A 24,643-nucleotide genomic window follows, 5' to 3' on the forward strand; every position below is an offset into this window, starting at 1 on the left:
ACGATGGACAACCGGCCTTGACAACAGAGCAGTTGGGGGCGGAAGAAGATGGGGAACGGGGAGGGGGAGATCCAGTGACCGGTCTCAACAAAGGCATCCGCAAGGTCGAGCTCGCGGTGAAATGGGACCCGAGTCCCGTCGGCGAGCCCGCGACCGACCTCGACATCATCGCGGCGACGTACGTGGCCGCCGATCCGTACGGAAGTCCCGCCTACGTGGTGCACTTCGGCAGCCGCTCCCCGGACGGCACCATCTACCTCAACCGGGACAGCAAGGACGGCAAGGGCTTCGGCTGGGACGAGGTCATGACGCTGGAACTCGACCGCCTCAACAGCGGCTACACGCGTGTGGTGGTGGGCGTACTCATCCAGCAGCGTTCCGGCCACAAGTCGTTCGTCGGTGTCCTCAACCCGGGCCTGCGCATGCGGGAGGGCTACACCGTGCTGGCGGAGGACAACTTCGGCGGCGTCCTGGGGGCGACGGCCGCGACCGTCGGCGAGTTCGTACGCGACGACTCCGGAGAGTGGACCTTCCATCCGGGGATCCACGGCTACGACACCGTCCCGGCGGAGTTCCCACGCGTCATGGGCGCGCGGCACGACGCCTGAAACAGCCCCCTCCGTAGGAGACGCCTGAAACAGCCTTCTCCGTAGGAGCGAGAAAACGCCGAAGGGCGGCACGACCGGTGGTCGTGCCGCCCTTCAGGGCTTCAGGTCAGCTGCAACCGCTGGTCGAGCCGCAGCCCTCGCAGATGTAGCAGGAACCGGCCCGCTGCATCTTCGTACCGCAGGAGAAGCACAGGGGGGCGTCCGCCTGGATGCCCAGCTGCATCTCCACCAGTTCGGCACTGGTGTGGGCCTGCTTCGGGGCGGGCTTCGCCGCCTCGACCTCGGCCTTCGGGGTGGCGACGGCCTTCAGCTCCTGCGCACGGGGCGCGGACTGGGCCAGACCCTCGACGTCCACCTCGTCGTCGGACGGCTCGTACGAACCGGTCTCCAGGTGACGCTGACGCTCCTCGGCGGAGTGGATGCCGAGCGCGGAGCGCGTCTCGAAGGGCAGGAAGTCCAGCGCCAGGCGACGGAAGATGTAGTCGACGATCGACTGCGCCATCCGCACGTCCGGGTCGTCCGTCATGCCGGCCGGCTCGAAGCGCATGTTCGTGAACTTCGAGACGTACGTCTCCAGGGGCACGCCGTACTGCAGACCCACGGAGACCGCGATCGAGAAGGCGTCCATCATGCCCGCGAGGGTGGAGCCCTGCTTCGACATCTTCAGGAAGACCTCGCCGAGACCGTCGTCCGGGTAGGAGTTGGCGGTCATGTAGCCCTCGGCGCCACCCACCGTGAAGGAGGTGGTGATGCCGGGACGGCCCTTGGGGAGGCGCTTGCGGACCGGGCGGTACTCGACGACCTTCTCGACCGCGGTACGGATGGTCTCCTCGGCCTTCGCCGTGACCTCGGTCTTCTCCTTCTCCTTGGTCTTGGCGGAGAGGGGCTGGCCGACCTTGCAGTTGTCGCGGTAGATCGCGAGCGCCTTGACGCCCATCTTCCACGCCTCGAAGTAGACCTCTTCGACGTCCTCGACGGTCGCCGTCTCCGGCAGGTTGACCGTCTTGGAGAGCGCGCCGGAAATCCAGGGCTGGATCGCGGCCATCATGCGGACGTGGCCCATCGCGGAGATGGAGCGCTCGCCCATGGCGCAGTCGAAGACCTCGTAGTGCTCGTGCTTGAGGCTCGGGGCGTCGACGACATTGCCGTTCTCGGCGATGTGGGCGACGATCGCCTCGATCTGCTCCTCCTGGTAACCCAGGCGGCGCAGGGCCTGCGGAACGGTGCCGTTGACGATCTGCATCGAGCCGCCGCCGACCAGCTTCTTGAACTTGACCAGCGCGAGGTCGGGCTCGAGGCCGGTGGTGTCGCAGGACATCGCGAGACCGATGGTGCCGGTCGGGGCGATGACCGAGGCCTGCGCGTTGCGGAAGCCGTTCTTCTCACCGAGGTGCAGCACGTCCTGCCAGGCCTCAGTGGCGGCGGCCCAGATCGGCGTGTCCAGGTCGTCCACACGGACGGCCACGGCGTTGGCGTCGGAGTGCTGCTTCATGACGCGCTGGTGCGGCTGCGCGTTGCGGGCGTAGCCGTCGTACGGGCCGACGACCGCGGCGAGCTCGGCGGAGCGGCGGTACGAGGTGCCGGTCATCAGCGAGGTGATGGCGCCGGCGAGGGCGCGACCGCCGTCGGAGTCGTACGCGTGGCCGGTCGCCATCAGGAGGGCGCCCAGGTTGGCGTAGCCGATGCCCAGCTGACGGAAGGCGCGGGTGTTCTCGCCGATCTTCTGGGTCGGGAAGTCCGCGAAGCAGATCGAGATGTCCATCGCGGTGATGACCAGCTCGACGACCTTGGCGAAGCGCTCGACCTCGAAGGACTGGTGGCCCTTGCCGTCGTCCTTGAGGAACTTCATCAGGTTCAGCGAGGCGAGGTTGCAGGACGTGTTGTCCAGGTGCATGTACTCGCTGCACGGGTTCGAGCCGTTGATACGACCGGACTCCGGGCACGTGTGCCAGTGGTTGATCGTGTCGTCGTACTGGATGCCCGGGTCGGCGCAGGCCCAGGCGGCCTCGGCCATCTTGCGGAAGAGCGACTTGGCGTCGACCTCCTCGATGACCTCGCCGGTCATACGGGAGGTGAGACCGAACTTGCCGCCCTCCTCGACCGCCTTCATGAACGTGTCGTTCACACGGACCGAGTTGTTGGCGTTCTGGTACTGGACGGACGTGATGTCGTCGCCGCCCAGGTCCATGTCGAAGCCCGCGTCACGGAGGGCGCGGATCTTCTCCTCCTCCTTGACCTTGGTCTCGATGAAGTCCTCGATGTCGGGGTGGTCGACGTCGAGGATGACCATCTTGGCCGCGCGGCGTGTGGCGCCACCCGACTTGATCGTTCCTGCGGAGGCGTCGGCACCGCGCATGAAGGAGACGGGACCCGAGGCGTTGCCGCCCGAGGAGAGGAGCTCCTTGGAGGAGCGGATACGGGAGAGGTTCAGGCCGGCGCCCGAGCCGCCCTTGAAGATCATGCCCTCTTCCTTGTACCAGTCGAGGATCGACTCCATGGAGTCGTCGACGGACAGGATGAAGCAGGCCGAGACCTGCTGGGGCTGAGGCGTCCCGACGTTGAACCAGACCGGGCTGTTGAAGCTGAAGATCTGGTGCAGGAGGGCGTACGCCAGCTCGTGCTCGAAGATCTCGGCGTCGGCGGGCGAGGCGAAGTACTTGTAGTCCTCGCCGGCCTTCCGGTACGTCTTCACGATGCGGTCGATGAGCTGCCTGAGGCTCACCTCGCGCTGCGGGGTGCCCACGGCACCACGGAAGTACTTGCTGGTGACGATGTTGACCGCGTTCACCGACCAGAAGCCGGGGAACTCGACGCCACGCTGCTCGAAGTTGATCGAGCCGTCGCGCCAGTTGGTCATGACGACGTCACGGCGCTCCCATTCCACCTCGTCGTACGGGTGCACGCCGGGGGTGGTGTGGATGCGCTCGATGCGCAGTCCCTTGCTGGCCTTGGTGCCCTTGGCGCGGGAACCTCGTGCCGGACCGCTCGCCGTCTCTGTCATGCCGCCTCCCTGTATCGGGCTAAAACGCCCTGAAGTGCCACGTTCTTCCCATGGCACGGTGTCTGTCTGGTGCTGCGCGCGCCGCTACGCGGCCGCCCGCAACAGGTCTTTGGTCGCCACCGATGGGGGCCGATACGAGTCGGCCCTTCCGTCAGTCGGCGGCGTTGGCGGGCACGGGGACCTGGACAGTCCCTCCGGACCCGCGGTCGCTTTCCGGACGCTCCGCGTCCGCGGCTGCCACGTCCGCATCCGCCTCGCCCGCGTCTTCCTCGTCCGCGTCTTCCTCGTCCGCGGCGGGGCGCTGCTTCGTCTCTTCCCTGAGTTCCACGATGGCGGCCTCGAAGTCCTCGAGCGAGTCGAACGCCCGGTACACGGACGCGAACCGCAGATAGGCGACGAGGTCGAGTTCCTGCAACGGGCCGAGTATGGCCAGACCCACGTCGTGGGTGGTCAGCTCGGCGCTCCCGGTGGCCCGCACCGCCTCCTCGACCCGCTGGCCCAGCTGGGCGAGCGCGTCCTCGGTGACCGGCCGCCCCTGGCACGCCTTGCGCACGCCGTTGATGACCTTGGTACGACTGAAGGGCTCGGTGACGCCGGACCGCTTGACCACCATCAGCGAGCACGTCTCCACCGTCGTGAAACGACGGGAGCAGTCGGGGCACTGACGGCGCCTGCGGATCGACGTGCCGTCATCGGTCGTACGGCTGTCGACGACACGGCTGTCGGGGTGCCTGCAGAAGGGGCAGTGCATGGCTCCAACCCTCCTTCACAGCACGACTCATAGACCTCGCGAGACCTCCCGGGCCCCTCGAAGCAGCCCCAAGCATAGGCGATGGCCGGAGGCTCGAAGACCTGGGGGACCACAACTTCTGGGCTGCCGCAGCAATCCAACCACTAGATGTGGGGATCGACCCCTAAATTCACCCAGGACACGCGTGTCGCGCACGTAATGGCATGTGCCGCGCGGTCTTACCGATCCCGGACACACGGAGATACCGTGGTCAGCGCGCGGAAAGGGGGCCGGTACCCGACTTGCGGGGTGCCGGATGGCAGACTGGGCCGCGGCCCACATCTGTCGGCACGGTCATCGCCCCGGCGGTGAAGAGTACAGCAATGAGCCCTTTTGTCCGCCGGATGCAGCGTTGGCTATACACCCAGACACATGATCTCGGCAGGCAATCCGCGATTTTTCACTCGAACGTGTGTTTGGCGCAACCTTTCGAAAGCAACTACCGTTGTCCAGCAGGGAGACCATCGAGAGGGGCCGACGTGACCACCACCGCAGACAGTGCCACCATCACTGCCCAGGACCGCTCCCAGGGCCGACTCGAGCCGGTGCATGCGATGAACGAAGCCACGAATCATGAGGGGCCCAAGCGCTCCCTGCCAGGGCGACCTCCAGGCATCCGCGCCGACAGCTCGGGACTCACCGACAGGCAGCGCCGGGTGATCGAGGTCATCCGGGACTCCGTGCAGCGGCGCGGCTACCCGCCGTCGATGCGGGAGATCGGACAGGCGGTCGGCCTTTCCAGCACCTCGTCGGTCGCCCACCAGCTGATGGCACTGGAGCGCAAGGGCTTCCTGCGCCGCGATCCGCACCGGCCGCGAGCGTACGAGGTCCGGGGCTCCGACCAGTCCTCGGCGCAGCCCACGGACACGGCGGGCAAGCCGGCCGCGTCGTACGTACCGCTCGTCGGCCGCATCGCCGCCGGTGGCCCGATCCTGGCCGAGGAGTCGGTGGAGGACGTCTTCCCCCTCCCCCGGCAGCTGGTCGGTGACGGCGAGCTGTTCGTCCTCAAGGTCGTCGGTGACTCGATGATCGAGGCCGCCATCTGCGACGGGGACTGGGTGACGGTCCGGCGCCAGCCGGTCGCGGAGAACGGCGACATCGTGGCCGCGATGCTGGACGGCGAGGCCACGGTGAAGCGGTTCAAGCGTGAGGACGGCCATGTGTGGCTCCTCCCGCACAACGCCGCGTACCAGCCGATTCCCGGCGACGAGGCGACCATCCTGGGCAAGGTGGTGGCGGTGCTGCGGCGCGTGTGACAGCACACGCCGGGCGGGACAATCCCGCCCCGCCCTTGACCGGGCCCCGGAACCACCTGCGCCGGTTCCGGGGCCCTGTGCGTTGCCCTCCGGGGGTCAGGAGGGGGCGTCGGCAGCGTGCGCGGCGTCCAGAGATGGTCCGCCCCGACGAGTACGCGCCCCCGAGGGGGTTCTGCTCGCGGGGCAGCAGGAGGATCGTCCATCCACAGGCCCCGCGGGATATACGCGGGCGTCGGGAGGATCAACGCAGGTCCGAGACCGAGATCCCGGGCCTGCGAGCGCGCACGACACCTGGGCACGCCCACAGGACGGGCATGTTCGCGGGGCCCAGGTGGTGGCCCTGCGGGTGGTGTTGTCCCGCCGGAGGGGCATCTGAGATGGAGGTCCTCCGCCCGTAGGGGACCCGGGCAGGCCCGCCTCGGGCCGGGCGCGCGGGGCCCCTCGGCCTGCCACGGCGGAGACCTACGCCTCCTCCGTCTCTTCCACCCCCACCGTCTCCTCGGCCTTCCGGGCCGTCGCGTCGATCGCGGTGAGCGACCTGCGTACCTGGTTTCGGTCCGTGGTGTACCAGAAGTCGGGGAGGGACGCCTTGAGGTAACTGCCGTAGCGCGCCGTCGCGAGGCGCTGGTCCAGTACGGCCACCACACCCCGGTCACCCGTGGCCCGTACGAGGCGGCCGGCGCCCTGGGCCATCAGCAGCGCCGCGTGGGTCGCGGCGACGGCCATGAAGCCGTTGCCGCCGTTCTCCTCGACGGCCTTCTGGCGGGCGCTCATCAGCGGGTCGTCGGGGCGTGGGAAGGGGATCTTGTCCATGACGACGAGCTGGCAGCTGGGCCCGGGGACGTCAACGCCCTGCCAGAGCGAGAGCGTGCCGAAGAGGCAGGTCCTGGGGTCGGCCGCGAAGTTCTTGATCAGCTCGCCGAGCGTCTCCTCGCCCTGCAGCAGGATGGGGTACTCGGGGATGCGCGAGCGCAGCTCCTCCGCCGCGAGCTGGGCGCCCCGCATCGAGGAGAACAACCCCAGCGTGCGACCCCCCGCGGCCTGGATCAGCTCGGTGAGCTCGTCCAGCATGTCCGCACGGTCGCCGTCGCGCGCGGGGCGGGACAGATGCTTGGCCACGTACAGAATGCCCTGCTTGGGGTAGTCGAAGGGCGAGCCGACGTCGACACCCTTCCACTGCGGGAGGTCGTCGCCCTCGGTGCCCTCCGGGGCGAGTCCCAGCGACGCCCCCACCCCGTTGAAGTCGCCGCCCAGCTTCAGGGTGGCGGAGGTCAGGACGACGGAACGGTCCGCGAAGAGCTTCTCCCTGAGGAGGCCGGAGACGGACATGGGGGCGACCCGGAGCGAGGCGCCGAAGCGGTCGTGGCGCTCGTACCAGACGACGTCCCACTCGGAGCCGTTGGTGATCCGCTCCGCCACGTCGTGCACCGACTCCACCGAGGCGAGAGCCTGCTTGCGGACGGAGTCCTCGTCCTGGACGGACTTGTCGCGGGTGGAGCCGATCGCCGAGATCACCGTGCGAGCGGCGTCGCGCAGTGCCATCAGCGCGTACCCGAGATCCTCCGGGATCTCCTCCAGGCGGCCCGGAAGCGCGAGCTCCATCAGCCGCTCGAAGCCCTCGGCGGCGGTCTGGAGCTGATCGGCCGCCTTCTCGTTGACGAGCTTCGCCGCGCGGCGCACCGCGCGGTTGACCTGGCCGGGCGTGAGCTCGCCGGTCGCGACACCGGTGACCCGGGAGACCAGCTCATGGGCCTCGTCGACGATCAGCACCTCGTGCTGCGGGAGGACCGGCGCGCCCTCGATGGCGTCGATCGCGAGCAGCGCGTGGTTGGTGACGACGACCTCGGCGAGCTTGGCACGCTCGCGAGCCATCTCGGCGAAGCACTCCGCTCCATAGGCACATTTGGTGGCGCCCAGACACTCACGGGACGAAACGGACACCTGAGCCCACGCGCGGTCGGAGACGCCGGGCGTGAGGTCGTCGCGGTCACCGGTCTCGGTCTCGTCCGACCAGTCCCGCAGCCGCAGCAGGTCCTGGCCCAGCTTGCTGGTGGGCGCGGCCGCCTCGAACTGGTCGAAAAGGCCGTCCTCCTCGTCCTGCGGCACGCCCTCGTGCAGCCGGTGCAGACACAGGTAGTTCGACCGGCCCTTGAGCATCGCGAACTCCGGGCGGCGGCGCAGCAGCGGGTGCAGCGCGTCGACGGTCCGCGGAAGATCACGCTCCACGAGCTGCCGCTGGAGCGCCAGGGTGGCGGTCGCCACGACGACCCGCTCCCCGTGGGCGAGCGCGGGCACGAGGTAGCCGAGCGACTTTCCGGTGCCGGTGCCCGCCTGGACCAGCAGGTGGGAGCTGTCGTCGATGGCACCCGCGACGGCTTCGGCCATGGTCACCTGGCCAGGGCGCTCCGTACCGCCGACGGCGGTGACGGCAGCATGCAGGAGTTCGGGGAGTGAGGGCTCTGTCATAGCGTTGCCAGCCTACGGGGCGCCACTGACAATCGGGCGATCAAGGCCCGGCCGACGGACGCGATCAAGACGAGAACGGGTACGGGGCGGATGATCAAGGCCGGTGGAGGGGGTTCGGGACCGTGCCGTGCACCGCGGCGTGCGGGCGCTCGGGACGGTCGCGGTAGCCGTCGAGGTGCAGTCGGTTGCGGTTGAGGCACAGGCGCTCGATACGCGGAGTGAGCAGGTCGAACATCTCGTAGCGCTCCTTGAGCTCGGGAAAGCGCGCCTGGTGGCGGACGATCTCCGCCCGGACGAGCGACCAGAACTCGGCCTCCGGAACGCCCAGTTGTTCCTCGCAGAGGGGCGCGAGGTAGCGGAAGACCCCCACGAAGAGCCCGGAGTGGATGAACTGGGTCAGGAACGCCGGCGGCTCGGTCAGCAGTACGTCCCGTACGTCGTCCGGCATGGTCGCGTGCTCGGGCAGCGGGTCCGCGCTCACGTTGACGTCGTCCACGAAGTCCTTCACCGCGAGTCGGACGGGGACGTCATGGTCGTCGAACACGACGATCGCGTTCTCTCCGTGGGGGCTGAACACCGTGCCGTAGCGATAGAGGAAGTGCAGCAGCGGTGGCAGGAGCGCGGCGAAGAGGCGGCGCAGCCAGACGTTGGGGGCGAGGCCCGAGCGGGCGACGAGCTCCGCCGTGAAGGCGCGGCCGTCCGGGTCGGTGTGCAGGAGCGCGGCCAGGGTGCGCGCGCGTTCACCGGGCGCCAGATGGCGGGAGACCGGCTCGCGCCAGATCGCGCCGAGCAACTCCTTGTACTGATAGGGCACTTCGGGGAGAGCGTCGTACACGGGGTGGTTCACCGTCACCGAGGCGACCTCGCCGAGCAGAATCACCCCACAGGTGTCCCGCAGGAACGGGTCGGCGTCTCTCAGGGCGTGCATCCAGGCGGTGACGGCGGGCGCCGCGAGCGTCCGTTCCGTCGGCAGGCCGCGCCAGACCAGGGTGTTGAGCACGGACAGCGGCAGTTTCACCGTGTGCCGGTCCGGGTGCGAGACATTGAGGAACGTACGGATCGACTGCTGCGGGAGCCGCAGGTCGCCGTCGGAGGGCAGCGGCACGATCGCGCCCGCGGCCACGGAGGGCGCGAACAGCGGCAGCACGACGTCGTCCCACTGCCAGGGGTGCACGGGCAGATAGAGGTACGACTCCGGAGTGAGCCCACGCGCGCGTAGTACCCCGTCGAAGGACTCCCTCGTGGCGGGGGCGAGTTCGCGCGCGTAGAGCTGTTCGGCGGAGTGGAGGCTCGGGACGCCTCGGTAGGTGGCGAGCGTGGTGTGCACCGCGATCCAGGGAATCGGCGTCGCTCTGCGGGCCTCCGGTGCCCAGTCGGCGGCGTCCGTCGCGGAGAAGCCGAGGCGGCCCTTGTTCAGCACGATCCAGGGGTGGCCGGTCTGGTGGCCCTCCAGTTCGGCGTAGCCGAGGTCGGCCAGTTCGGCCGCCGTATGGGCGTCGCGGTCGAGGCGGGCGTCCGCGGCGAGCGTCGTGCTCAGTTCACGGACCACGTGGCCGAGCGTCGCGCCGTCGATCTCCAGGGTGCCGCGGGCCCGGGTGAGGAAGCCGAGCGGGTCGGTGAAGGGGCACGGCTCCGCCCCCTCCTCGGTGAGGGTGAGCGAGGCGGGGTCGACGCGCCAGCTGTCGTACGAGGCCCGGCGGGCGCGGAAGGAGAGGCTGCCGCCGGCGTCGAGACGCAGGGCGTAGGGGCGGAGGGTGTCGGTGTGCCCGGTGTTCTCGTGCGGGGTGTCCTGGTGGGCGGAGGCGGGGCGCGGTGAGGGGGGCGAGGGGTCCGCTCCCGTGGAGGAATCGAGGCCGGTCGCCGGATTGTGCTCACTGTGGAGGGGGGCCACTTTTCCCTCCGCGCCCCGCTGAACCTGCGAACCCGTCTTCGACCCCGGATCCGGATCGGGCTCCAGATCCAGACCCCGCTCCGAACCCGAACCCGACCCCGACCCCCGCTCCGGCTCGTGCGCCTGCTCCTGCTCCGGCTCCGGCTCCGGCTCCGGCTCCGGTCTGACGATCTCCTCGTGGGCGAACTCCCCGATCATCTTCGCGAGCAGTCGGCGGCCGACCTGGTCCCATCGGTCTTTGCGCAGCTCGGGCGGGTCGTACAAGGCGGGCAGCTCTCCGGAGGCCGGGGGGGCGGATGGATGCGGCACGGGGACTCCTTGACAGGGAACCGGATCGGGACGAGCGGTGCGGTGAAGGCAGGGCGCTACAACAGATCGCGCAGGCTCCGGTCCCGGACCATGAGGGCTGCCCTTTTGCCGGGCAGCTCGACCTCGGCGGAGAACCGGAATCCCGCGCTCAGGAAGGCGGAGACGGAGGGGGTGTTGCGGAGGTCGGGTTCCGCGACGACGCGGGCGCAGGCCGGGCGCTTGTCCAGTACGAGGTCGGCGACGGCTCGGAGCAGGGCGGATCCGAGGCCTCGTCCTCGGTTGGCGACACCGCCGACGAGGAGGTGAAGGCCGGTGTCGTGCGGGCGGGCGGGATAGTGGCGGGCCAGGAGGTCGAGGTCCGCGCGGTAGATCTCCCAGTAGCTCATCGGGGTGCCGTCCAGCACGCCGAGGCAGGGCACGCTGCGGCCGTCGCCGTCGAGCTGGCGGCACAGATGTTCTTCGGCGACCGACTCGGGTCCCGCCAGCTCCCAGAACTCCGCGACGGCGGGGTCGTTCATCCAGCGGGAGACGAGGGGGAGATCACGTTCCACACGGACGGGGACCAGGTGGAACGCGCCCACGGGAGTGGCGATCGGGCCCCAGCCACCGATGCGGTCGAGCAGGTCGTCTCCCCCGGCCGACTCGACCTCGGAGCCGAGGAGCGCGAGGAGCTCGTCGGGCAGGCGCAGGTCGAGAGTGTCCTCGTTGTCCGTGTCCGGCCCGGAGCCGGGGTCGGTGTCGGGGGCGGTACCGGCGTCGGTGCTCGCATCGGTGGGAGGCACGGCGACGCTCCTCTCAGGAGACGGGGTGGGGCATGTTCCTCAGGAATGGAAGCGGTTGGCGAGGATGACTTCGTCAGGAATGGAGGGGCTGGCGAGGGCGACTTCGTCAGGAATGGGGGCGGTTGGCGAGGGCGGCTTCGTCAGGAGTGGAGCGGGTTGGCGAGGGTGACGTAGACGGACTGGGTGTCGACCGGGCCGACGAGTTCGTCGAGGCCGTGCAGCCGGGTCAACAGGTTGGCCTTGCAGCGCAGGACGGGCGAGTCGAGGAGGTGGGCGGGCAGGGGCGTACGCAGTCGGGCCGGGCCGCAGACCACGTCGGTGAGGAAGCGTCGGAAGGCGGCGAGCAGCAGTTGTTCGTCGGCGAGGTGCTGGGAGCCGAACGCGCCGATGAGGCCGAGGACGTTGTTGATCGCCAGGTAGTAGGCGAAGCGTTCGTCGGTGACCTCGTCGGAGACGAAGGTGTCGCTGTGTTCGCCGATGCCGGGCAGCCGGGCGTCCAGTTCGGCGCGCCGGGACGCGCGGAAGTAGTAGCCCTGGTTGTCGCGGTAGCGGCCGCCCGTGGGCCAGCCCTCGGGGTCCAGCAGGAGCAGGGTGTTCTGCTGGTGTGCCTCCAGCGCGATCCCCGCCTCGCTGTCGAGCCAGAGCACGGGGCGTACGACGTGCTCCAGGTAGCGCAGGAACCACTCGGCGGCGACGGCGCCACGGGGCCTGCTGGTGCGTCCGGCGAGGCGGGTGACGATCTCGGCGAGCCGGGACCGCATCACGGGCCGGTCCTCGGAGCCGCCGCGTGCGCCGGGCCGGGCGTGGGGCCGTGGAGAGACGAGCCCCGCGACACAGCCGGCGTCGTCCGTCGGCCCGAACGGGTTGTGGCGGATCATCACGTCGAGCCCGGCCAGGGGGGTGCCGTCCGGGGCGTTGACGGCGAGCCAGGCCGGGTCGCGGACGATGTCGAAGCCCGGGTGGGCGGACTGCCACTGCTTGGACAGGCCGCTGCGCAGCAGACGGTGGACCTCCACGCCCCGGTGGAGCTCCTTGCGGAGGTTCTCACGGCGGGAGTTGGTGATGCGCAGACCCAGCGACAGCTTGAGCATCGCGGGCGCGCCGGACCGGTAGAGGGTGCGGACGGAGGAGGTCGGGTGCCAGGCGGAGCCGTGCGGGCCGAGGTCCCGGAGCAGTCCGGCGTCGAGCAGGGCCGCGGTCTCGGGTCGGTGCCGGACCTCGGCCAGCTGCCAGGGGTGCAGCGGCAGGGCGGCGTATCCGTCGGGCAGGGACAGCCCGGCTCCGGCCAGCCGTGCGGTGAGCTGCTGGGCGGGGACGGGCCGGCCACGCTCCGTCCACGCCGAGTCGGCCGCCAGGACCGAGGGGGCGACCGCCATCCAGTGCAGGGGGAAGGAGCCGCGCAACTCGGGTGAGTACAGCCGCGCTTCGGCCTCGGAGAGCCCTTCCCGGCTCTTCGGGGTGGGGTGCCACGGGTGCCCCAGCACGAGTGCCTGTTCGGCGGCGAGGAAGAAGTCGGGGGTGTCGGCGGGCCGTTCCCTGCGGTCGTTGATGAACACGACGGTCCGCCGCACCGAGTCGGCGACACGGCCGACCAGGTCGGCACCGTCTCCGGCGGGGCCGGTTTCGCAAACGGGCGTCGACGCCGCCTCGGCCGTGCTCGTCGCCCCGTCCTCGGTCGCCCCGTCCTCGGTCGCCCCGTCCTTCGTCGTCCCGTCGCCCGTCGCCGCCTGGCGCGCGAGCAGCGCCGCCACGGTGACGGCGTCGGCGGGCGGTGCATCCTCGGGAGCGTCGGCGAGGTGCGGGAGGCCGAAGCGGTGCCAGCCGGTCGGGGACCAGTGGTGGACCGGCGTCAGGAGGGACGTGCCGCTGGCAGGGAGGGGGATGCGCAGGGTGCCGTCGGAGGGGGCGGGCAGGTTGTTCTCCCGTACCCAGCAGCGCAACAGGTTCTCGACCGCCGCCGCCTGGGCCGCGGTGTGGGCGGCGGGGTGCTCCAGCAGGTCGGCGGCGGCGCCGCGCAGCCGCTCGGTCTCCCGGACCCCTCCCTTCTGCCGGGGGACCGAGTCGGGCCCCAAAGCCAGCGGGGTCTGCGTGCCACAGGCCGCTCGCTCGTGGGTGTCGGGACGGCCGTCGGGTGCGGGGGTGGCGTTCAAGAGAGTTCCTCGGGGTCGTTCAGGCTCGTGCGGCGACGAACCGGGGCGGTACCGGCGTGCGTGGGGCGTGGGGCGTTCCTGGTCGGTCCGGGTGGAGGGCGGCGGTTCGAGTCGAGTGGGGTGGTCCGCGTGGGGTGCTCCGAGTGAGGTCTGCGTCCCGGCCGGGCGCGGAGGCCCGCCGAGGAGGGCGCCGTACGGGCCGCCGGCGACGGTTGCAGGTCCTATCCGGCGTGCTCACCGGACGCGGAACCCCGACCGTGCCCGGCCGGCCCGCCCAGTCCCGCGCGCGCCACCGTCGCCACCGCGTCCGCCAGTCGATCGAGCACCGCGGTCGCCTGTTCGTCGCTGATCGTCAAGGGCGGGAGGAGTCGCACCACGCTGGCGCGGCGCCCGCCCAGCTCCACGATCAGACCGCGGCGCAGGCACTCGCGCTGCACGGCGGCGGCGAGTTCGGGGGCGGCGGGCCGGGGACCGCCGGTGGAGGTGTCCGGGGGTGTCTCGGGATCCACCAGCTCGACACCGATCATCAGCCCGCGCCCCCGTACGTCACCGATGCACGGGAGCTCCTCGGCGAGTCGCCGGAGTTGGGTGAGCATCCGGGAGCCCAGGGTCCCCGCGCGCTCGGCCAGTCCGTTCTTCCGCACGTACGCGAGGGTCGCCGTGCCCGCGGCCATGGCCAGCTGGTTGCCGCGGAACGTGCCCGCGTGGGCGCCCGGTTGCCAGACGTCGAGGTCGTCGCGGTAGACGACGACGGCCAGCGGCAGACTGCCGCCGATGGCCTTGGACAGGACCATCACGTCCGGGGTGATCCCGCTGTGCTCCACCGCCCAGAAGGCGCCGGTGCGCCCGACGCCGGTCTGGACCTCGTCCGCGATCAGGGGAATGGAGCGCGCCGCGGTGATCTCGCGCATCCGGCGCATCCAGTCGTCGGGCGCGGGAATCACCCCGCCCTCGCCCTGGACGGGTTCGAGGATCATCCCGGCGGGGTGTGGCACGCCGGACTTGGTGTCGTCGAGCAGGGACTCGGTCCAGCGCGCGGCGAGTTCGGCGCCGCGCTCACCGCCGATGCCGAACGGGCAGCGGTAGTCCTGGGGGTAGGGCAGGCGCGCGACCCGTACCTCGGTCGCGCCCCCGGATGCTTCGAGCGCCCCCGCGGTCATCCCGTGATAGGCACCGGTGAACGCGAGCATTCCGGTGCGTCCGGTCGCCGCGCGCACCAGTTTGAACGCGGCCTCGACGGCGTCCGTCCCGGCGGGTCCGCAGAACTGCACCCGCGCGCGGGCGGCGAACTCCGGGGGCAGCGTGCGGAACAGCTCGGTGGTGAAGGCGTCCTTGACGGGCGTGGCCAGGTCGAGGACGTGCAGTGGCGCCCCGGAGTCGAGGACTTTTCTGATCGCTTCCAGGACCACCGGGTGGTTGTGTCCCAGGGCCAGGGTGCCCGCGCCGGAGAGGCAGTCGAGGTAACGGCGCCCGTCCGCGCCCTCGATGGTCAGTCCCCGGGCCCGCACGGGGACGATCGGCAGGGCGCGGGCGTAGGTGCGGGCCGCCGACTCGCGCGCCGACTGGCGCCGCAGAATCCCCTCGTGCGCCGCGCGCGCCCTCTCGGACACTCCGGGCGCCCTCTCGGACCATCCGGGCACCGTCTCTCGTACCCCCTCGGCCGCCCCGGGCACAGCGTCCGGCCCCTCTCGCCCCGTCCCGGACACGCCCTCCCGCGTCTCCTCGGGCTCGCGCCCCACCGGTACCACCGCAGACTCGGTCACGGCCACGACTTCAGGTCCTCCCGCTGTCCAGAGGCGAGTTGGCAGGGGGCTCTGAGCGCAGGCGGCAGGTCCCCCGTACGTACCAACGACGCGACTCGCTCGGGGAAGCGGGTGAGTCGAAGATCCTTGCCGTGACGGAACCGTTGCCGTTCCGTGGGATGTCCCCCACAGCGAGCGCATAGTGTGTGGTGCCGTTCAGAGACACCGAACGACGCACCTGTGTCCCGTACCGAGGGACTCCGGATCGGCGGATCCTGACAGGTTCTCTTACGTCCAGGGGGAGTTACACCATGCGATCCATACGCCCGCCCTTCGCCGCTCGTCGAGGGAGGAGCGCGCGCCGCGGAACCTCCCCCGTACTGGCCGCCGTCGGCCTGACGGCGGCGCTGGCGCTGACCGCCACCGGCTGCGGCTCGGGCGACAGCAACGCGAGCGGCCAGGCCGGCGCGTCGGCGTCCCAGAGCGGCGCCGACAAGATCAAGATCCCGGACGACATCAAGAACAAGCTCAAAGAGCACGGGATCGACGTCGACAAGTGGAAGAACGGCGCCTGGAAGAACTGGAACAAGGACGACTGGCTGCGCGAGGCCAACGACTTCGTCAACCCCATCATCAAGGGGCTGTGGAACCCGGACCGGATGCGCGGCGCCGACGACCCGGACAAGAACAAGGGCGTCGACGAGAACGACCTCTCCGGTGACCAGGGCGTCACCGACGCCACTCCGGCGCCCGTCGCGGCGAAGGCCGTGAGCGCCGCCTACCACGACAGCGTGCCCGAGGCGGGCAAGGTGTTCTTCGACTCCCCCGAGGGCACGATGGTCTGCTCGGCGACCGTGGTCGAGGACCCCGCGCACCCGGGCAAGTCGAACCTCGTGTGGACCGCGGGCCACTGTGTGCACGCCGGCAAGAAGGGCGGCTGGTACCGCAACATCGCCTTCGTGCCCTCGTACAACAACGCCGGCAGGACGTCCGCCCAGTTGCAGAACGCCGCGAGGACGGAGGTCGCTCCGTACGGTGTCTGGTGGAGCGACTGGGCGCAGACCTCGGACCAGTGGATCGCCCAGGGCGGCTCCACCGGCGGCCAGGGCGCGTCGTACGACTTCGCGGTCCTGCATGTGACGCCGGAGAAGGGGAGCAACGGCAAGTCCCTTGAGGAGACGGTCGGTTCGGCGCTCCCGGTGAACTTCAACGCTCCGGCCGTGCCCAAGGTCGCGAGCATCACGGCGACCGGTTACCCGGCGGCGGCGCCGTTCGACGGGCAGAGGCTGTACCAGTGCGCCGACAGGCCCGGCCGTCTTTCGATCGCCAAGGCGGACCCGACGATGTACCGGATCGGGTGCACCATGACCGGTGGTTCGTCCGGCGGCGGCTGGGTGGCGACCGGGTCGGACGGCAAGCCCGCCCTGGTGTCCAACACCTCGATCGGCCCGGTCAGCGCGGGCTGGCTGGCGGGTCCGCACCTGGGTGCGGTCGCCAAGGGTGTGTACGACTCGGTGAGCAAGAAGTTCGCGAGCCAGTGAGACATGGGACAAGGGGCCAGTGAGACAAGAGGCCAGTGAGACGACGATGCGCAGGCCAGTGACCCGACGGGCCTGACAGGAATCGCACACGGGCCGCACAGGCGACGGTGGGGTGGCACACAGAAATCTTCACCACTCCACCGTCGTTCGCCCCCAACCGCCCGGGCATAGTGGTGTGTCAGCACTCCAACGGGGGTTTCACCAGCATCCGTTCCGTCGACTACGCGCTCCTGCACGTGAAGCCGGAGCAGGGCTCGAAGTCCCTGGAGGAGACGGTCGGCAACGCGCTGGACGTGGACTTCTCGGCGCCCTCCGCCCCGGACGTCAGCGCGATGGGCGCCTGGGGCTACCCGGCCGCGCCGCCGTACAACGGTCTGAAGATGTTCAAGTGCGTCGACCGGCCGGGCCGGCTGTCGCTGAACCCGAGCCTGCCGACCATGTACCGGATCGGCTGCACGATGGCCGGCGGTTCCTCCGGCGGCGGCTGGTTCCGGGTCGTCGGCGGCAGGACCGAGCTGGTCTCGAACACCTCGATCGGCCCGGCCGGCAACACCTGGCTCGCGGGCCCGCAGCTCGGCACGGGCGCGCAGGCGCTCTACGAGAACATGAGCAAGCGGTACGGCGGACGGTAGGCGCCGCGCTCACCCGGCCACGGCGAAGGCCCGCCCCCTGCGAGAGGGGACGGGCCTTCGTACGTCGCCGCGGGCGGCAACGCGAGGGTCAGAGCGCGACGGGCGCCGGAACGTACGGCATTAGATCCGCCGCCAGTTCCTCGTGCACCCGCACCTTGAGCAGGGTGCCCTCCGGGGTGTGCTCCTCGGAGATCACCTCGCCCTCGGAGTGGGCGCGCGCGACCAGCCTGCCGTGCGTGTACGGCACGAGCGCCTCGATCTCGACCGAGGGACGGGGCAGCTCGTTGTCGATGAGCGCGAGCAGCTGGTCGATGTTCATCCCGGTGCGGGCCGAGACCGCGATGGAACGCTTCTCGATCCGCATCAGCCGCTGGAGGACCAGCGGGTCGGCCGCGTCCGCCTTGTTGATCACCACGATCTCGGGCACGTTGGTCGCGCCTACATCGCGGATGACCTCGCGCACGGCGGCCAGCTGCTCCTCCGGCGCCGGGTGCGAGCCGTCCACCACGTGCAGGATCAGATCGGAGTCGCCGACCTCCTCCATCGTGGAGCGGAACGCCTCGACGAGGTGGTGCGGCAGGTGGCGTACGAACCCGACCGTGTCGGCCAGGGTGTACAGCCGCCCGCTCGGGGTCTCGGCCCGGCGCACGGTCGGGTCGAGGGTCGCGAACAGCGCGTTCTCGACGAGCACGCCCGCGCCGGTGAGGCGGTTGAGCAGGGACGACTTGCCGGCGTTGGTGTACCCGGCGATGGCGACCGAGGGCACCTTGTTCCTGCGGCGCTCCTGGCGCTTGATCTCGCGGCCGGTCTTCATGTCCGCGATCTCCCGGCGCATCTTCGCCATCTTCTCGCGGATACGACGCCGGTCCGTCTCGATCTTGGTCTCACCGGGGCCACGGGTGGCGAGGCCGCCGCCCTTGCCGCCGCCCATCTGACGGGACAGCGACTGGCCCCAGCCGCGCAGCCTCGGCAGCATGTACTGCATCTGCGCGAGCGCGACCTGCGCCTTGCCCTCTCGGGACTTGGCGTGCTGGGCGAAGATGTCGAGGATCAGGGCCGTACGGTCGATGACCTTGACCTTGACGACGTCTTCGAGGTGGATCAGCTGGCCGGGGCTCAGCTCACCGTCGCAGATCACGGTGTCGGCGCCGGTCTCCAGGACGATGTCCCGCAGCTCGTTGGCCTTGCCTGATCCGATGTACGTGGCCGCGTCGGGCTTGTCCCGGCGCTGGACGACGCCGTCGAGCACGAGCGCGCCCGCGGTCTCCGCGAGGGCTGCCAGCTCGGCGAGCGAGTTGTCCGCGTCCTGAATGGTTCCCGTGGTCCACACACCGACGAGGACGACGCGCTCCAGACGGAGCTGTCGGTACTCGACCTCGGTGACGTCTTCGAGCTCGGTGGAGAGGCCCGCCACACGGCGCAGGGCCGCGCGCTCGGAGCGGTCGAACTGGTCGCCGTCCCGCTCTCCGTCGATCTCATGGCTCCAGGCGACGTCCTCTTCCATCAGGGCATCGGCCCGAAGACCTTCGGGGTAGTTCTGCGCGAGGCTCTGCGCGTCCTGGGAAGGGGAAGAAGAGGAGGTCATTGGATCCTTACGTCGATGGGGACACCGATACGTCACTGGTGGTATCGATGGCGTCACTGGTGAAACCTGTTCGGCGACGGGCACCGCCCGTCACAGGGAAGAACGTCCGGGACCACCGGGAGATTCCCGGATTCCGCCGGGCCAACCCTCCGCGGGGCCGCGCCGCCGACCTGATGATGGTCGCACGGCACGTCCCGTCTCGTCACCCGAGTTATCAGGCGCCTCTGCGCGCCTTCGGGGCGTCGCTCCTCCAGTCCGGGTGCCCGGGCATCGGCGGCGTCTTGGTGTCGTAGAGCCAGGCCCGGAAGAACCCGCTCAGGTCACGGTTCGCGAGATCGGACGCGAGCCGCTCGAAGTCCGCGGTCGTGGCCGTACCGTCCCGGTGAAGGGCGACCCAGGCACGCTCCAGGCGCTCGAAGGTGGAGTGTCCGATCTCCTGGCGCAGCGCGTACAGGGCGAGCGCGGCCCCGTCGTAGACGCTCGGCCGGAAGATGCTGATCTTCTGTCCCGGGGCGGGCTCCTTGGGCGCCGCGGGCGGCCCTCCGGCGGCCCGCCAGGAGTCGGAGGCGCGGTAGGCCGCCTTCATGCGGGTCTCCATGGGCTTGTCCGCCTTCTCCTCGGCGTACAGGGCCTCGTACCAGGTCGCGTGGCCCTCGTTGAGCCACAGGTCGGACCAGGCGCGGGGGCTGACGCTGTCACCGAACCACTGGTGCGACAGCTCGTGCACCATGATCGACTCGACGTACCACTTCGGCAGTGCGGGCTCCGCGAAGAGCTCTCTCTCGAAGAGAGAGAGTGTCTGCGTCTCCAGCTCGAAGCCGGTCTGCGCCTCGGCCATCAGCAGCCCGTAGGTCTCGAAGGGGTACGGGCCGACCTTGCTCTCCATCCAGGCGATCTGGTCGGGCGTCTTCTTGAGCCACGGTTCGAGCAGCTCGCGGTCCTTGGTGGGCACGACGTCACGGACCGGCAGGCCGTGCGGACCCTCACGGTGCAGCACGCTGGAGCGGCCGATGGACACCTGGGTGAGTTCGGTGGCCATGGGGTGCGCGGTGCGGTACGTCCACGTGGTGGACTTGCCTGCGCGGTCGACCCCGGCGGGCAGTCCGTTGGCCACGGCCGTGTACCCGTCGGGCGCGGTGACGTGGATCGTGAACATCGCCTTGTCCGAGGGGTGGTCGTTGCACGGGAAGACCATGTGCCCGGCGTCGGCCTGGTTGGCCATGGCAAGGCCGTCCTTCGTCCGCACCCAGCCGCCGTCCCCGTTCCCGGTGGTGACCGGATCGCTCGAGTGGCGCACGGTGATCCGCATCCAGCCACCCGCGGGCACCGGCTTCCCCGGCGTCACCACGAGGTCCTCCCCGGCGCTCGTGAACGTCGCCGGCGCGCCGTTGACCTCGACCGATTTCACCGTGCCGTGCGTGTAGTCCAGATTGACGCGCTCGAGCCGCTCGGTCGTCACGGCGTCGATCGTGGTGACGGCCGCCAGCGGCTTGTCGTTGACGCCGGGGTAGGTGAAGGAGAGGTCGTACGACTTGACGTCGTACCCGGGATTGCCCAGGTACGGGAAGAGGCGGTCACCGATGCCGAGGGGCGTGGCCGGGGACGGGGCGCTCGCGGCGACGAGACAGACCGAGACGGCGGAGGCGAGGAGCGCCCCCTGGATACGACGGTTCCTGGTGCGGGGGGTGAGCAGCATGGACCACGGCTACCAGCGCGCACCCGCCGCACGGCGACGACTCGCGCCGGGCCCACCCGATCGGGTGCTACTGCGTGGCAGCCGCCGCGTGCTGCGCCCGGCTCACGTCGTACACGCCCGGCACGTTCCGCATCGCGCGCATCAGCCCGGGCAGGTGGGCCGCGTCCGGGAGTTGGAGCGTGTACGTGTGGCGTACGCGCTGCTGGCTGGGGGGTTCGACGGTCGCCGAGACGATCGCGACGCCCTCCAGGGCGATGGCTTCGGTGAGGTCGGCGAGCAGATGCGGGCGTCCGAAGGACTCGGCGACCAGCGTGACCCGGCACTCGGTGGTGTCGCCCCAGCGCACTTCCACCTCCGCGCGCCCCGAGCTCTTCATGCGAGCCACTCCGGCGCACTCCACGCGGTGGACGGTCACCACTCCCCCGCGTACGGCGAAGCCGGTCACCTCGTCGGGCGGTACGGGCGTACAGCAGCCCGCGAGGCGTACGGAGGCGCCGGGCTGGTCGACGACGGCGTTCGCGGCGGCGGGGCGGGCGGCAGGGGCGTCGGTGGGGCGGGCGGCGGACGCGTCCGTGGGACGGGCCGCGGGTGCCTCGGCGGACTGCCTGAGGGCCGCGGCCGGGGTCTCAGGGGTTTCCGGGGCTTCCCGGGCCGCCGGGTCCTGCGTGTCGGCGGGCGAGGGGTGTGCGGCCAGCCAGCGCTGGATGGCGATCCGCGCTGCGGCCGTGTGCGCGTGCTCCAGCCACTCTCTGGAGGGCTCCGAGGCGGGGTCCTGGCCCATGAGGAGCTGCACGGTGTCGCCGTCCTTCAGGACCGTACTGAGCGTCGCCAGGCGGCCGTTGACGCGGGCGCCGATGCAGGCGTGCGCGTCCTCGCCGTACTGCGCGTACGCGGCGTCCACACAACTGGCGCCCTCCGGAAGGCCCAACGAGCCGCCGTCGGCGCGGAAGACGGTGATCTCGCGGTCCTGCGCGAGGTCTTCGCGCAGCGTGGACCAGAACGTGTCCGGGTCCGGGGCGCCCTCCTGCCAGTCGAGGAGCCGGGAGAGCCAGCCGGGGCGGGTGGGGTCCACCCGCTCGCCGTCCACCGGGCGTCCGCCGCCGCCCGGCCGGCCCTCGGACTGCTCGTCCGACTGCTCCTCCGAAGGAGGAGCGTAGGGATTGCCGAGTGCGATGACCCCGGCCTCGGCGACCTTGTGCATCTGGTGGGTGCGGATGAGGACTTCGGCGATCTCGCCGTCACCGCTCGCGACGGCCGTGTGCAGCGACTGGTAAAGGTTGAACTTGGGGACCGCGATGAAGTCCTTGAACTCCGAGACGACCGGGGTGAGACAGGTGTGCAGTTCGCCGAGGACCCCGTAGCAGTCGGCGTCCTCGTTCACGAGCACCAGGAGACGTCCGAAGTCGGCGCCGCGCATGGGACCACGCTTGCGTGACACGCGGTGCACCGAGACGAAGTGCCGTGGCCTGATGAGGACTTCGGCCTGGATCCCGGCCTCGCGCAGAACCGTGCGCACCTCCTCGGCGATCTCGGCGAGCGGGTCGCTCGCGCGCGAGGCGTTCTCGACGATCAGTTCCCTGGTGTGCTCGTACTCCTCGGGGTGCAGGATCGCGAAGACGAGGTCCTCCAGCTCGGTCTTGAGCGCCTGGACGCCGAGCCGTTCGGCGAGCGGGATCAGCACGTCCCTGGTGACCTTGGCGATGCGCGCCTGTTTCTCGGGGCGCATGACGCCGAGCGTGCGCATGTTGTGCAGCCGGTCGGCGAGTTTGATCGACATCACGCGGACGTCGTTTCCGGTGGCGACGAGCATCTTGCGGAAGGTCTCGGGCTCGGCGGCCGCCCCGTAGTCCACCTTTTCCAGCTTGGTGACGCCGTCGACGAGATAGCAGACCTCATCGCCGAACTCGTCACGTACCTGATCAAGCGTCACTTCCGTGTCCTCGACGGTGTCGTGGAGCAGGGAGGCGGTCAACGTCGTGGTCTCGGCGCCGAGTTCGGCGAGGATCAGGGTCACGGCGAGCGGATGGGTGATGTACGGCTCACCGCTTTTGCGCATCTGGCCGCGGTGCGAGGACTCCGCCAGTACGTAGGCCCGGCGCAGCGGTTCCAGGTTCGCGTCGGGGTGGTGGGCGCGGTGTGCCTCGGCCACATGACCGATCGCGTCGGGCAGCCGGTCGCGGGACGTCGTGCCGAGCAGCGCGGCGCGGCCGAGGCGGCGCAGATCGATCCGAGGACGGCTCTTCCTGCGGTGCGACGGGGGCACCCCCTGCTCATGGGGGTCCCCCCGCTCGAGCGAAGTCGGGAGCTCGGGGGAGGGCGTTGCAGGGGCTGGCGTCGCGGGGTTCGTCGCCTCCGCACTCATGGGCACCTCCGGCTGCGTAGACCGGCGGACGGGGTGCCCCATGGCGTACACGGCTCAGGGGTTGGTCCCGATTCCCCCGTCCGGGCCGGTGCTTGATGCTACCGAGCCCACCACGCCCGGTTGACCGCCTCTCGCCGAGCGTGAAACGGATCACCCATTCGAGCGAAGGTGCAGGGGGTTTACGGACGCGAGGTTTTGGAAGGAACGGGGGTTACGACGTCGTCCGGGACGTCCGTTCAGAACTGAACGGTCTCCAGCCACTCCGCGTCGAGCTCGCCCTCGGCGACGATCACCGCGGGGCCCGTCATCTCGATCTCGCCGTCCGGGCGCTCGGTGATCACCAGGCGGCCGCCGGGCACGTCGACGGTGTACGTCGACGCAGTCCCCGTCACGGCCGGGTCGGCTCCGTCGCGGCGGGCCGCCGCGACGGCCACGGCGCACGCGCCCGTCCCGCACGAGCGGGTCTCCCCGGAGCCGCGCTCGTGGACGCGCACGGCGACGTGGTGCGGCCCACGGTCGACCACGAATTCGACGTTGACCCCGTCCGGGTAGGCCGCGGCCGGAGCGAACGGCGGCGGCGTGAACAGGTTGCCGGCGTGCGCGAGGTCGTCCACGAAGGCGACGGCGTGCGGGTTGCCCATGTTGACGTTGCGCGCGGGCCAGCTGCGTTCGCCGACGCTCACGGTGACGTCCCCTTCGGGGAGGACCGCCTTGCCCATGCCGACGGTGATGCCGCCGTCCTCGGCGAGGTGCACGCTCTTCACGCCCCCGCGCGTGGCGACCGCGATGTCTCCCTCGGTGACATGTCCGGCGTGCTGGAGGTAGCGCGCGAACACCCGCACCCCGTTGCCGCACATCTCCGCGACGGAGCCGTCGCCGTTGCGGTAGTCCATGAACCATTCCGCTTCGGCCGCCATCTCCTTGGCCTCGGGGTGCGCGGCGGACCGGACGACGTGCAGCAGACCGTCGCCGCCGATGCCCGCGCGGCGGTCGCACAGGGCGGCCACGGCGGTCGGGGGCAGGTCGATGGCGTTCTCCGGGTCCGGGAGGATCACGAAGTCGTTCTCGGTCCCGTGGCCCTTGAGGAAGGCGATCCGCGTGCTCATTCCCCGATCCTACGGGGTCGGTCCGACGCCCCGGTCCCGGCAGGTGGCCAGGTGAAGGCGGACGTCAGCGGGGGCCAGGTCAAGGCGGACGTCAGCGGAGGCGGGCCACGCGCCAGACGGCGAGTACCGCCACCACCGTGACCACCACGACGTACGCGAGCACGACACGCCAGTCCAGACGGCGGCCGGAGCCCCGCGGCGGCAGGCCCGGCCAGACGTAGCCCACCCGGCGGGCCGCCATCATGCCCCAGCCCGCGGCGCACGAGCAGATCAGCAGGCCGAGCATGGCGACCACCGCGCCGCCGTCACCGAACTCGAAGGCCAGCGGGAAGGCGAACATCAGGGAGCCCGTCGCGGCCAGGATCACGATCGGCGCGAGCTGCCAGATCCGCAGTCGGCGCTGCGGGCGCAGCTCGACCTCGACCTCGGGCGGCACCATCTCGTCCGGTGCCGGCCCGTCGGCGCTCACACCGCCGGAAGGGTCGTCGGGCCCGTCGGAGCTCAGCGGAGCGCCGTCGGCACTCGGGCGCTCACCGTCGCCGCCCAGCCGGTCTCCGTCAGGGCCCGGTCGATCTCCGACGACGTCCTGACGTTCCAGCGGCTTCTGCTGCTCCCGCGCGGTGTCGTGCTCCGCGTCCTGTGCGGTGTCGCGAGGGCCGGCCTCCATCGCCACGCGCCCTCCCAACTCGGACTCCACTTGGTCGATCGAAGCTCGATGATGGCACG

The 24,643-nt window shown here is 70.6% G+C and carries 15 protein-coding genes and 1 pseudogene; 4 read left to right on the forward strand and 12 right to left on the reverse strand.

Translation table 11 applies throughout. From position 1 onward, the window contains the following. Positions 1–74: 74 nt before the first annotated feature. Positions 75–608, forward strand: coding sequence for a TerD family protein (locus ACIQTP_RS42435; RefSeq protein ID WP_403410415.1), 534 nt, complete (start codon positions 75–77; stop codon positions 606–608). Positions 609–714: 106 nt separating this feature from the next. Here the strand turns inward: ACIQTP_RS42435 and ACIQTP_RS42440 are convergent, their stop codons facing one another. Both ACIQTP_RS42440 and nrdR read right to left on the reverse strand, forming a co-directional pair. Beyond that, the gene (locus tag ACIQTP_RS42440) at positions 715–3,609 is read right to left on the reverse strand and encodes a vitamin B12-dependent ribonucleotide reductase (RefSeq protein ID WP_403410418.1); all 2,895 of its coding nucleotides are present in this window, start codon (positions 3,607–3,609) and stop codon (positions 715–717) included. 151 nt (positions 3,610–3,760) lie between these two features. Then, positions 3,761–4,360: a transcriptional regulator NrdR gene (nrdR, locus tag ACIQTP_RS42445; protein ID WP_403410421.1), complete on the reverse strand. Its 600-nt coding sequence runs from the start codon at positions 4,358–4,360 to the stop codon at positions 3,761–3,763. Positions 4,361–4,878: 518 nt separating this feature from the next. On the opposite strand from nrdR, the gene lexA reads away from it, so the two are divergent. After that, positions 4,879–5,655: a transcriptional repressor LexA gene (lexA, locus tag ACIQTP_RS42450; RefSeq protein ID WP_054229877.1), complete on the forward strand. Its 777-nt coding sequence runs from the start codon at positions 4,879–4,881 to the stop codon at positions 5,653–5,655. Between the two features lie 462 nt (positions 5,656–6,117). On the opposite strand, the gene ACIQTP_RS42455 is transcribed toward lexA, so the two are convergent. The 5 genes from ACIQTP_RS42455 to ACIQTP_RS42475 all read right to left on the reverse strand — a co-directional run bounded on the left by ACIQTP_RS42455 (position 6,118) and on the right by ACIQTP_RS42475 (position 14,893). Further along, a complete protein-coding gene (locus ACIQTP_RS42455) occupies positions 6,118–8,121 on the reverse strand; it encodes an ATP-dependent DNA helicase (RefSeq protein ID WP_403410425.1) in 2,004 nt (667 codons plus the stop codon). A gap of 94 nt (positions 8,122–8,215) precedes the next feature. Continuing rightward, a complete protein-coding gene (locus tag ACIQTP_RS42460) occupies positions 8,216–10,321 on the reverse strand; it encodes an IucA/IucC family protein (RefSeq protein ID WP_403410428.1) in 2,106 nt (701 codons plus the stop codon). Between the two features lie 56 nt (positions 10,322–10,377). Then, positions 10,378–11,103: a GNAT family N-acetyltransferase gene (locus ACIQTP_RS42465; protein ID WP_403410430.1), complete on the reverse strand. Its 726-nt coding sequence runs from the start codon at positions 11,101–11,103 to the stop codon at positions 10,378–10,380. Positions 11,104–11,243: 140 nt separating this feature from the next. Further along, positions 11,244–13,253 (reverse strand): IucA/IucC family protein, encoded by a 2,010-nt coding sequence (locus ACIQTP_RS42470; RefSeq protein WP_403410433.1) that lies wholly within the window; start codon positions 13,251–13,253, stop codon positions 11,244–11,246. A gap of 221 nt (positions 13,254–13,474) precedes the next feature. After that, positions 13,475–14,893 carry a diaminobutyrate--2-oxoglutarate transaminase family protein gene (locus ACIQTP_RS42475; protein ID WP_403410537.1) on the reverse strand — a complete coding sequence of 473 codons (1,419 nt, stop codon included), beginning with the start codon at positions 14,891–14,893 and terminating at the stop codon, positions 13,475–13,477. Between the two features lie 413 nt (positions 14,894–15,306). Here ACIQTP_RS42475 and ACIQTP_RS42480 point away from each other — a divergent pair, with 413 nt between their 5' ends. Together ACIQTP_RS42480 and ACIQTP_RS42485 are read left to right on the forward strand one after the other, a co-directional pair. Then, positions 15,307–16,536 (forward strand): trypsin-like serine peptidase, encoded by a 1,230-nt coding sequence (locus ACIQTP_RS42480; protein WP_403410436.1) that lies wholly within the window; start codon positions 15,307–15,309, stop codon positions 16,534–16,536. Positions 16,537–16,754: 218 nt separating this feature from the next. Further along, positions 16,755–17,168 (forward strand): annotated as a pseudogene (locus ACIQTP_RS42485) (hypothetical protein); the annotation flags it as partial. Between the two features lie 88 nt (positions 17,169–17,256). Here the strand turns inward: ACIQTP_RS42485 and hflX are convergent. The 5 genes from hflX to ACIQTP_RS42510 form a co-directional block, all read right to left on the reverse strand. Continuing rightward, positions 17,257–18,753, reverse strand: coding sequence for a GTPase HflX (hflX, locus tag ACIQTP_RS42490; RefSeq protein ID WP_403410439.1), 1,497 nt, complete (start codon positions 18,751–18,753; stop codon positions 17,257–17,259). A 214-nt stretch (positions 18,754–18,967) separates the two neighbouring features. Beyond that, positions 18,968–20,449: a M1 family metallopeptidase gene (locus tag ACIQTP_RS42495; protein WP_403410442.1), complete on the reverse strand. Its 1,482-nt coding sequence runs from the start codon at positions 20,447–20,449 to the stop codon at positions 18,968–18,970. A 67-nt stretch (positions 20,450–20,516) separates the two neighbouring features. Next, positions 20,517–22,811, reverse strand: coding sequence for a RelA/SpoT family protein (locus ACIQTP_RS42500; RefSeq protein ID WP_403410445.1), 2,295 nt, complete (start codon positions 22,809–22,811; stop codon positions 20,517–20,519). 236 nt (positions 22,812–23,047) lie between these two features. Continuing rightward, entirely contained in the window at positions 23,048–23,917 is an 870-nt protein-coding gene (gene dapF / locus ACIQTP_RS42505; protein WP_403410448.1) for a diaminopimelate epimerase, read from the reverse strand. A 91-nt stretch (positions 23,918–24,008) separates the two neighbouring features. Continuing rightward, positions 24,009–24,584: a hypothetical protein gene (locus tag ACIQTP_RS42510; protein ID WP_403410540.1), complete on the reverse strand. Its 576-nt coding sequence runs from the start codon at positions 24,582–24,584 to the stop codon at positions 24,009–24,011. Positions 24,585–24,643: the final 59 nt, after the last annotated feature.

It is taken from the genome of Streptomyces sp. NPDC090798, assembly GCF_044768965.1.
Lineage (GTDB): Bacteria > Actinomycetota > Actinomycetes > Streptomycetales > Streptomycetaceae > Streptomyces.

Excerpts from the sequence above, each read along its gene's own strand:
- ACIQTP_RS42500 (WP_403410445.1), bottom strand. The coding sequence starts at position 22,811 with ATGAGTGCGGAGGCGACGAACCCCGCGACGCCAGCCCCTGCAACGCCC.
- ACIQTP_RS42495 (WP_403410442.1), bottom strand. The coding sequence starts at position 20,449 with ATGCTGCTCACCCCCCGCACCAGGAACCGTCGTATCCAGGGGGCGCTC.
- hflX (WP_403410439.1), bottom strand. The coding sequence starts at position 18,753 with ATGACCTCCTCTTCTTCCCCTTCCCAGGACGCGCAGAGCCTCGCGCAG.
- ACIQTP_RS42440 (WP_403410418.1), bottom strand. The coding sequence starts at position 3,609 with ATGACAGAGACGGCGAGCGGTCCGGCACGAGGTTCCCGCGCCAAGGGC.
- ACIQTP_RS42510 (WP_403410540.1), bottom strand. The coding sequence starts at position 24,584 with ATGGAGGCCGGCCCTCGCGACACCGCACAGGACGCGGAGCACGACACC.
- dapF (WP_403410448.1), bottom strand. The coding sequence starts at position 23,917 with ATGAGCACGCGGATCGCCTTCCTCAAGGGCCACGGGACCGAGAACGAC.
- nrdR (WP_403410421.1), bottom strand. The coding sequence starts at position 4,360 with ATGCACTGCCCCTTCTGCAGGCACCCCGACAGCCGTGTCGTCGACAGC.
- ACIQTP_RS42480 (WP_403410436.1), top strand. The coding sequence starts at position 15,307 with ATGCGATCCATACGCCCGCCCTTCGCCGCTCGTCGAGGGAGGAGCGCG.
- ACIQTP_RS42455 (WP_403410425.1), bottom strand. The coding sequence starts at position 8,121 with ATGACAGAGCCCTCACTCCCCGAACTCCTGCATGCTGCCGTCACCGCC.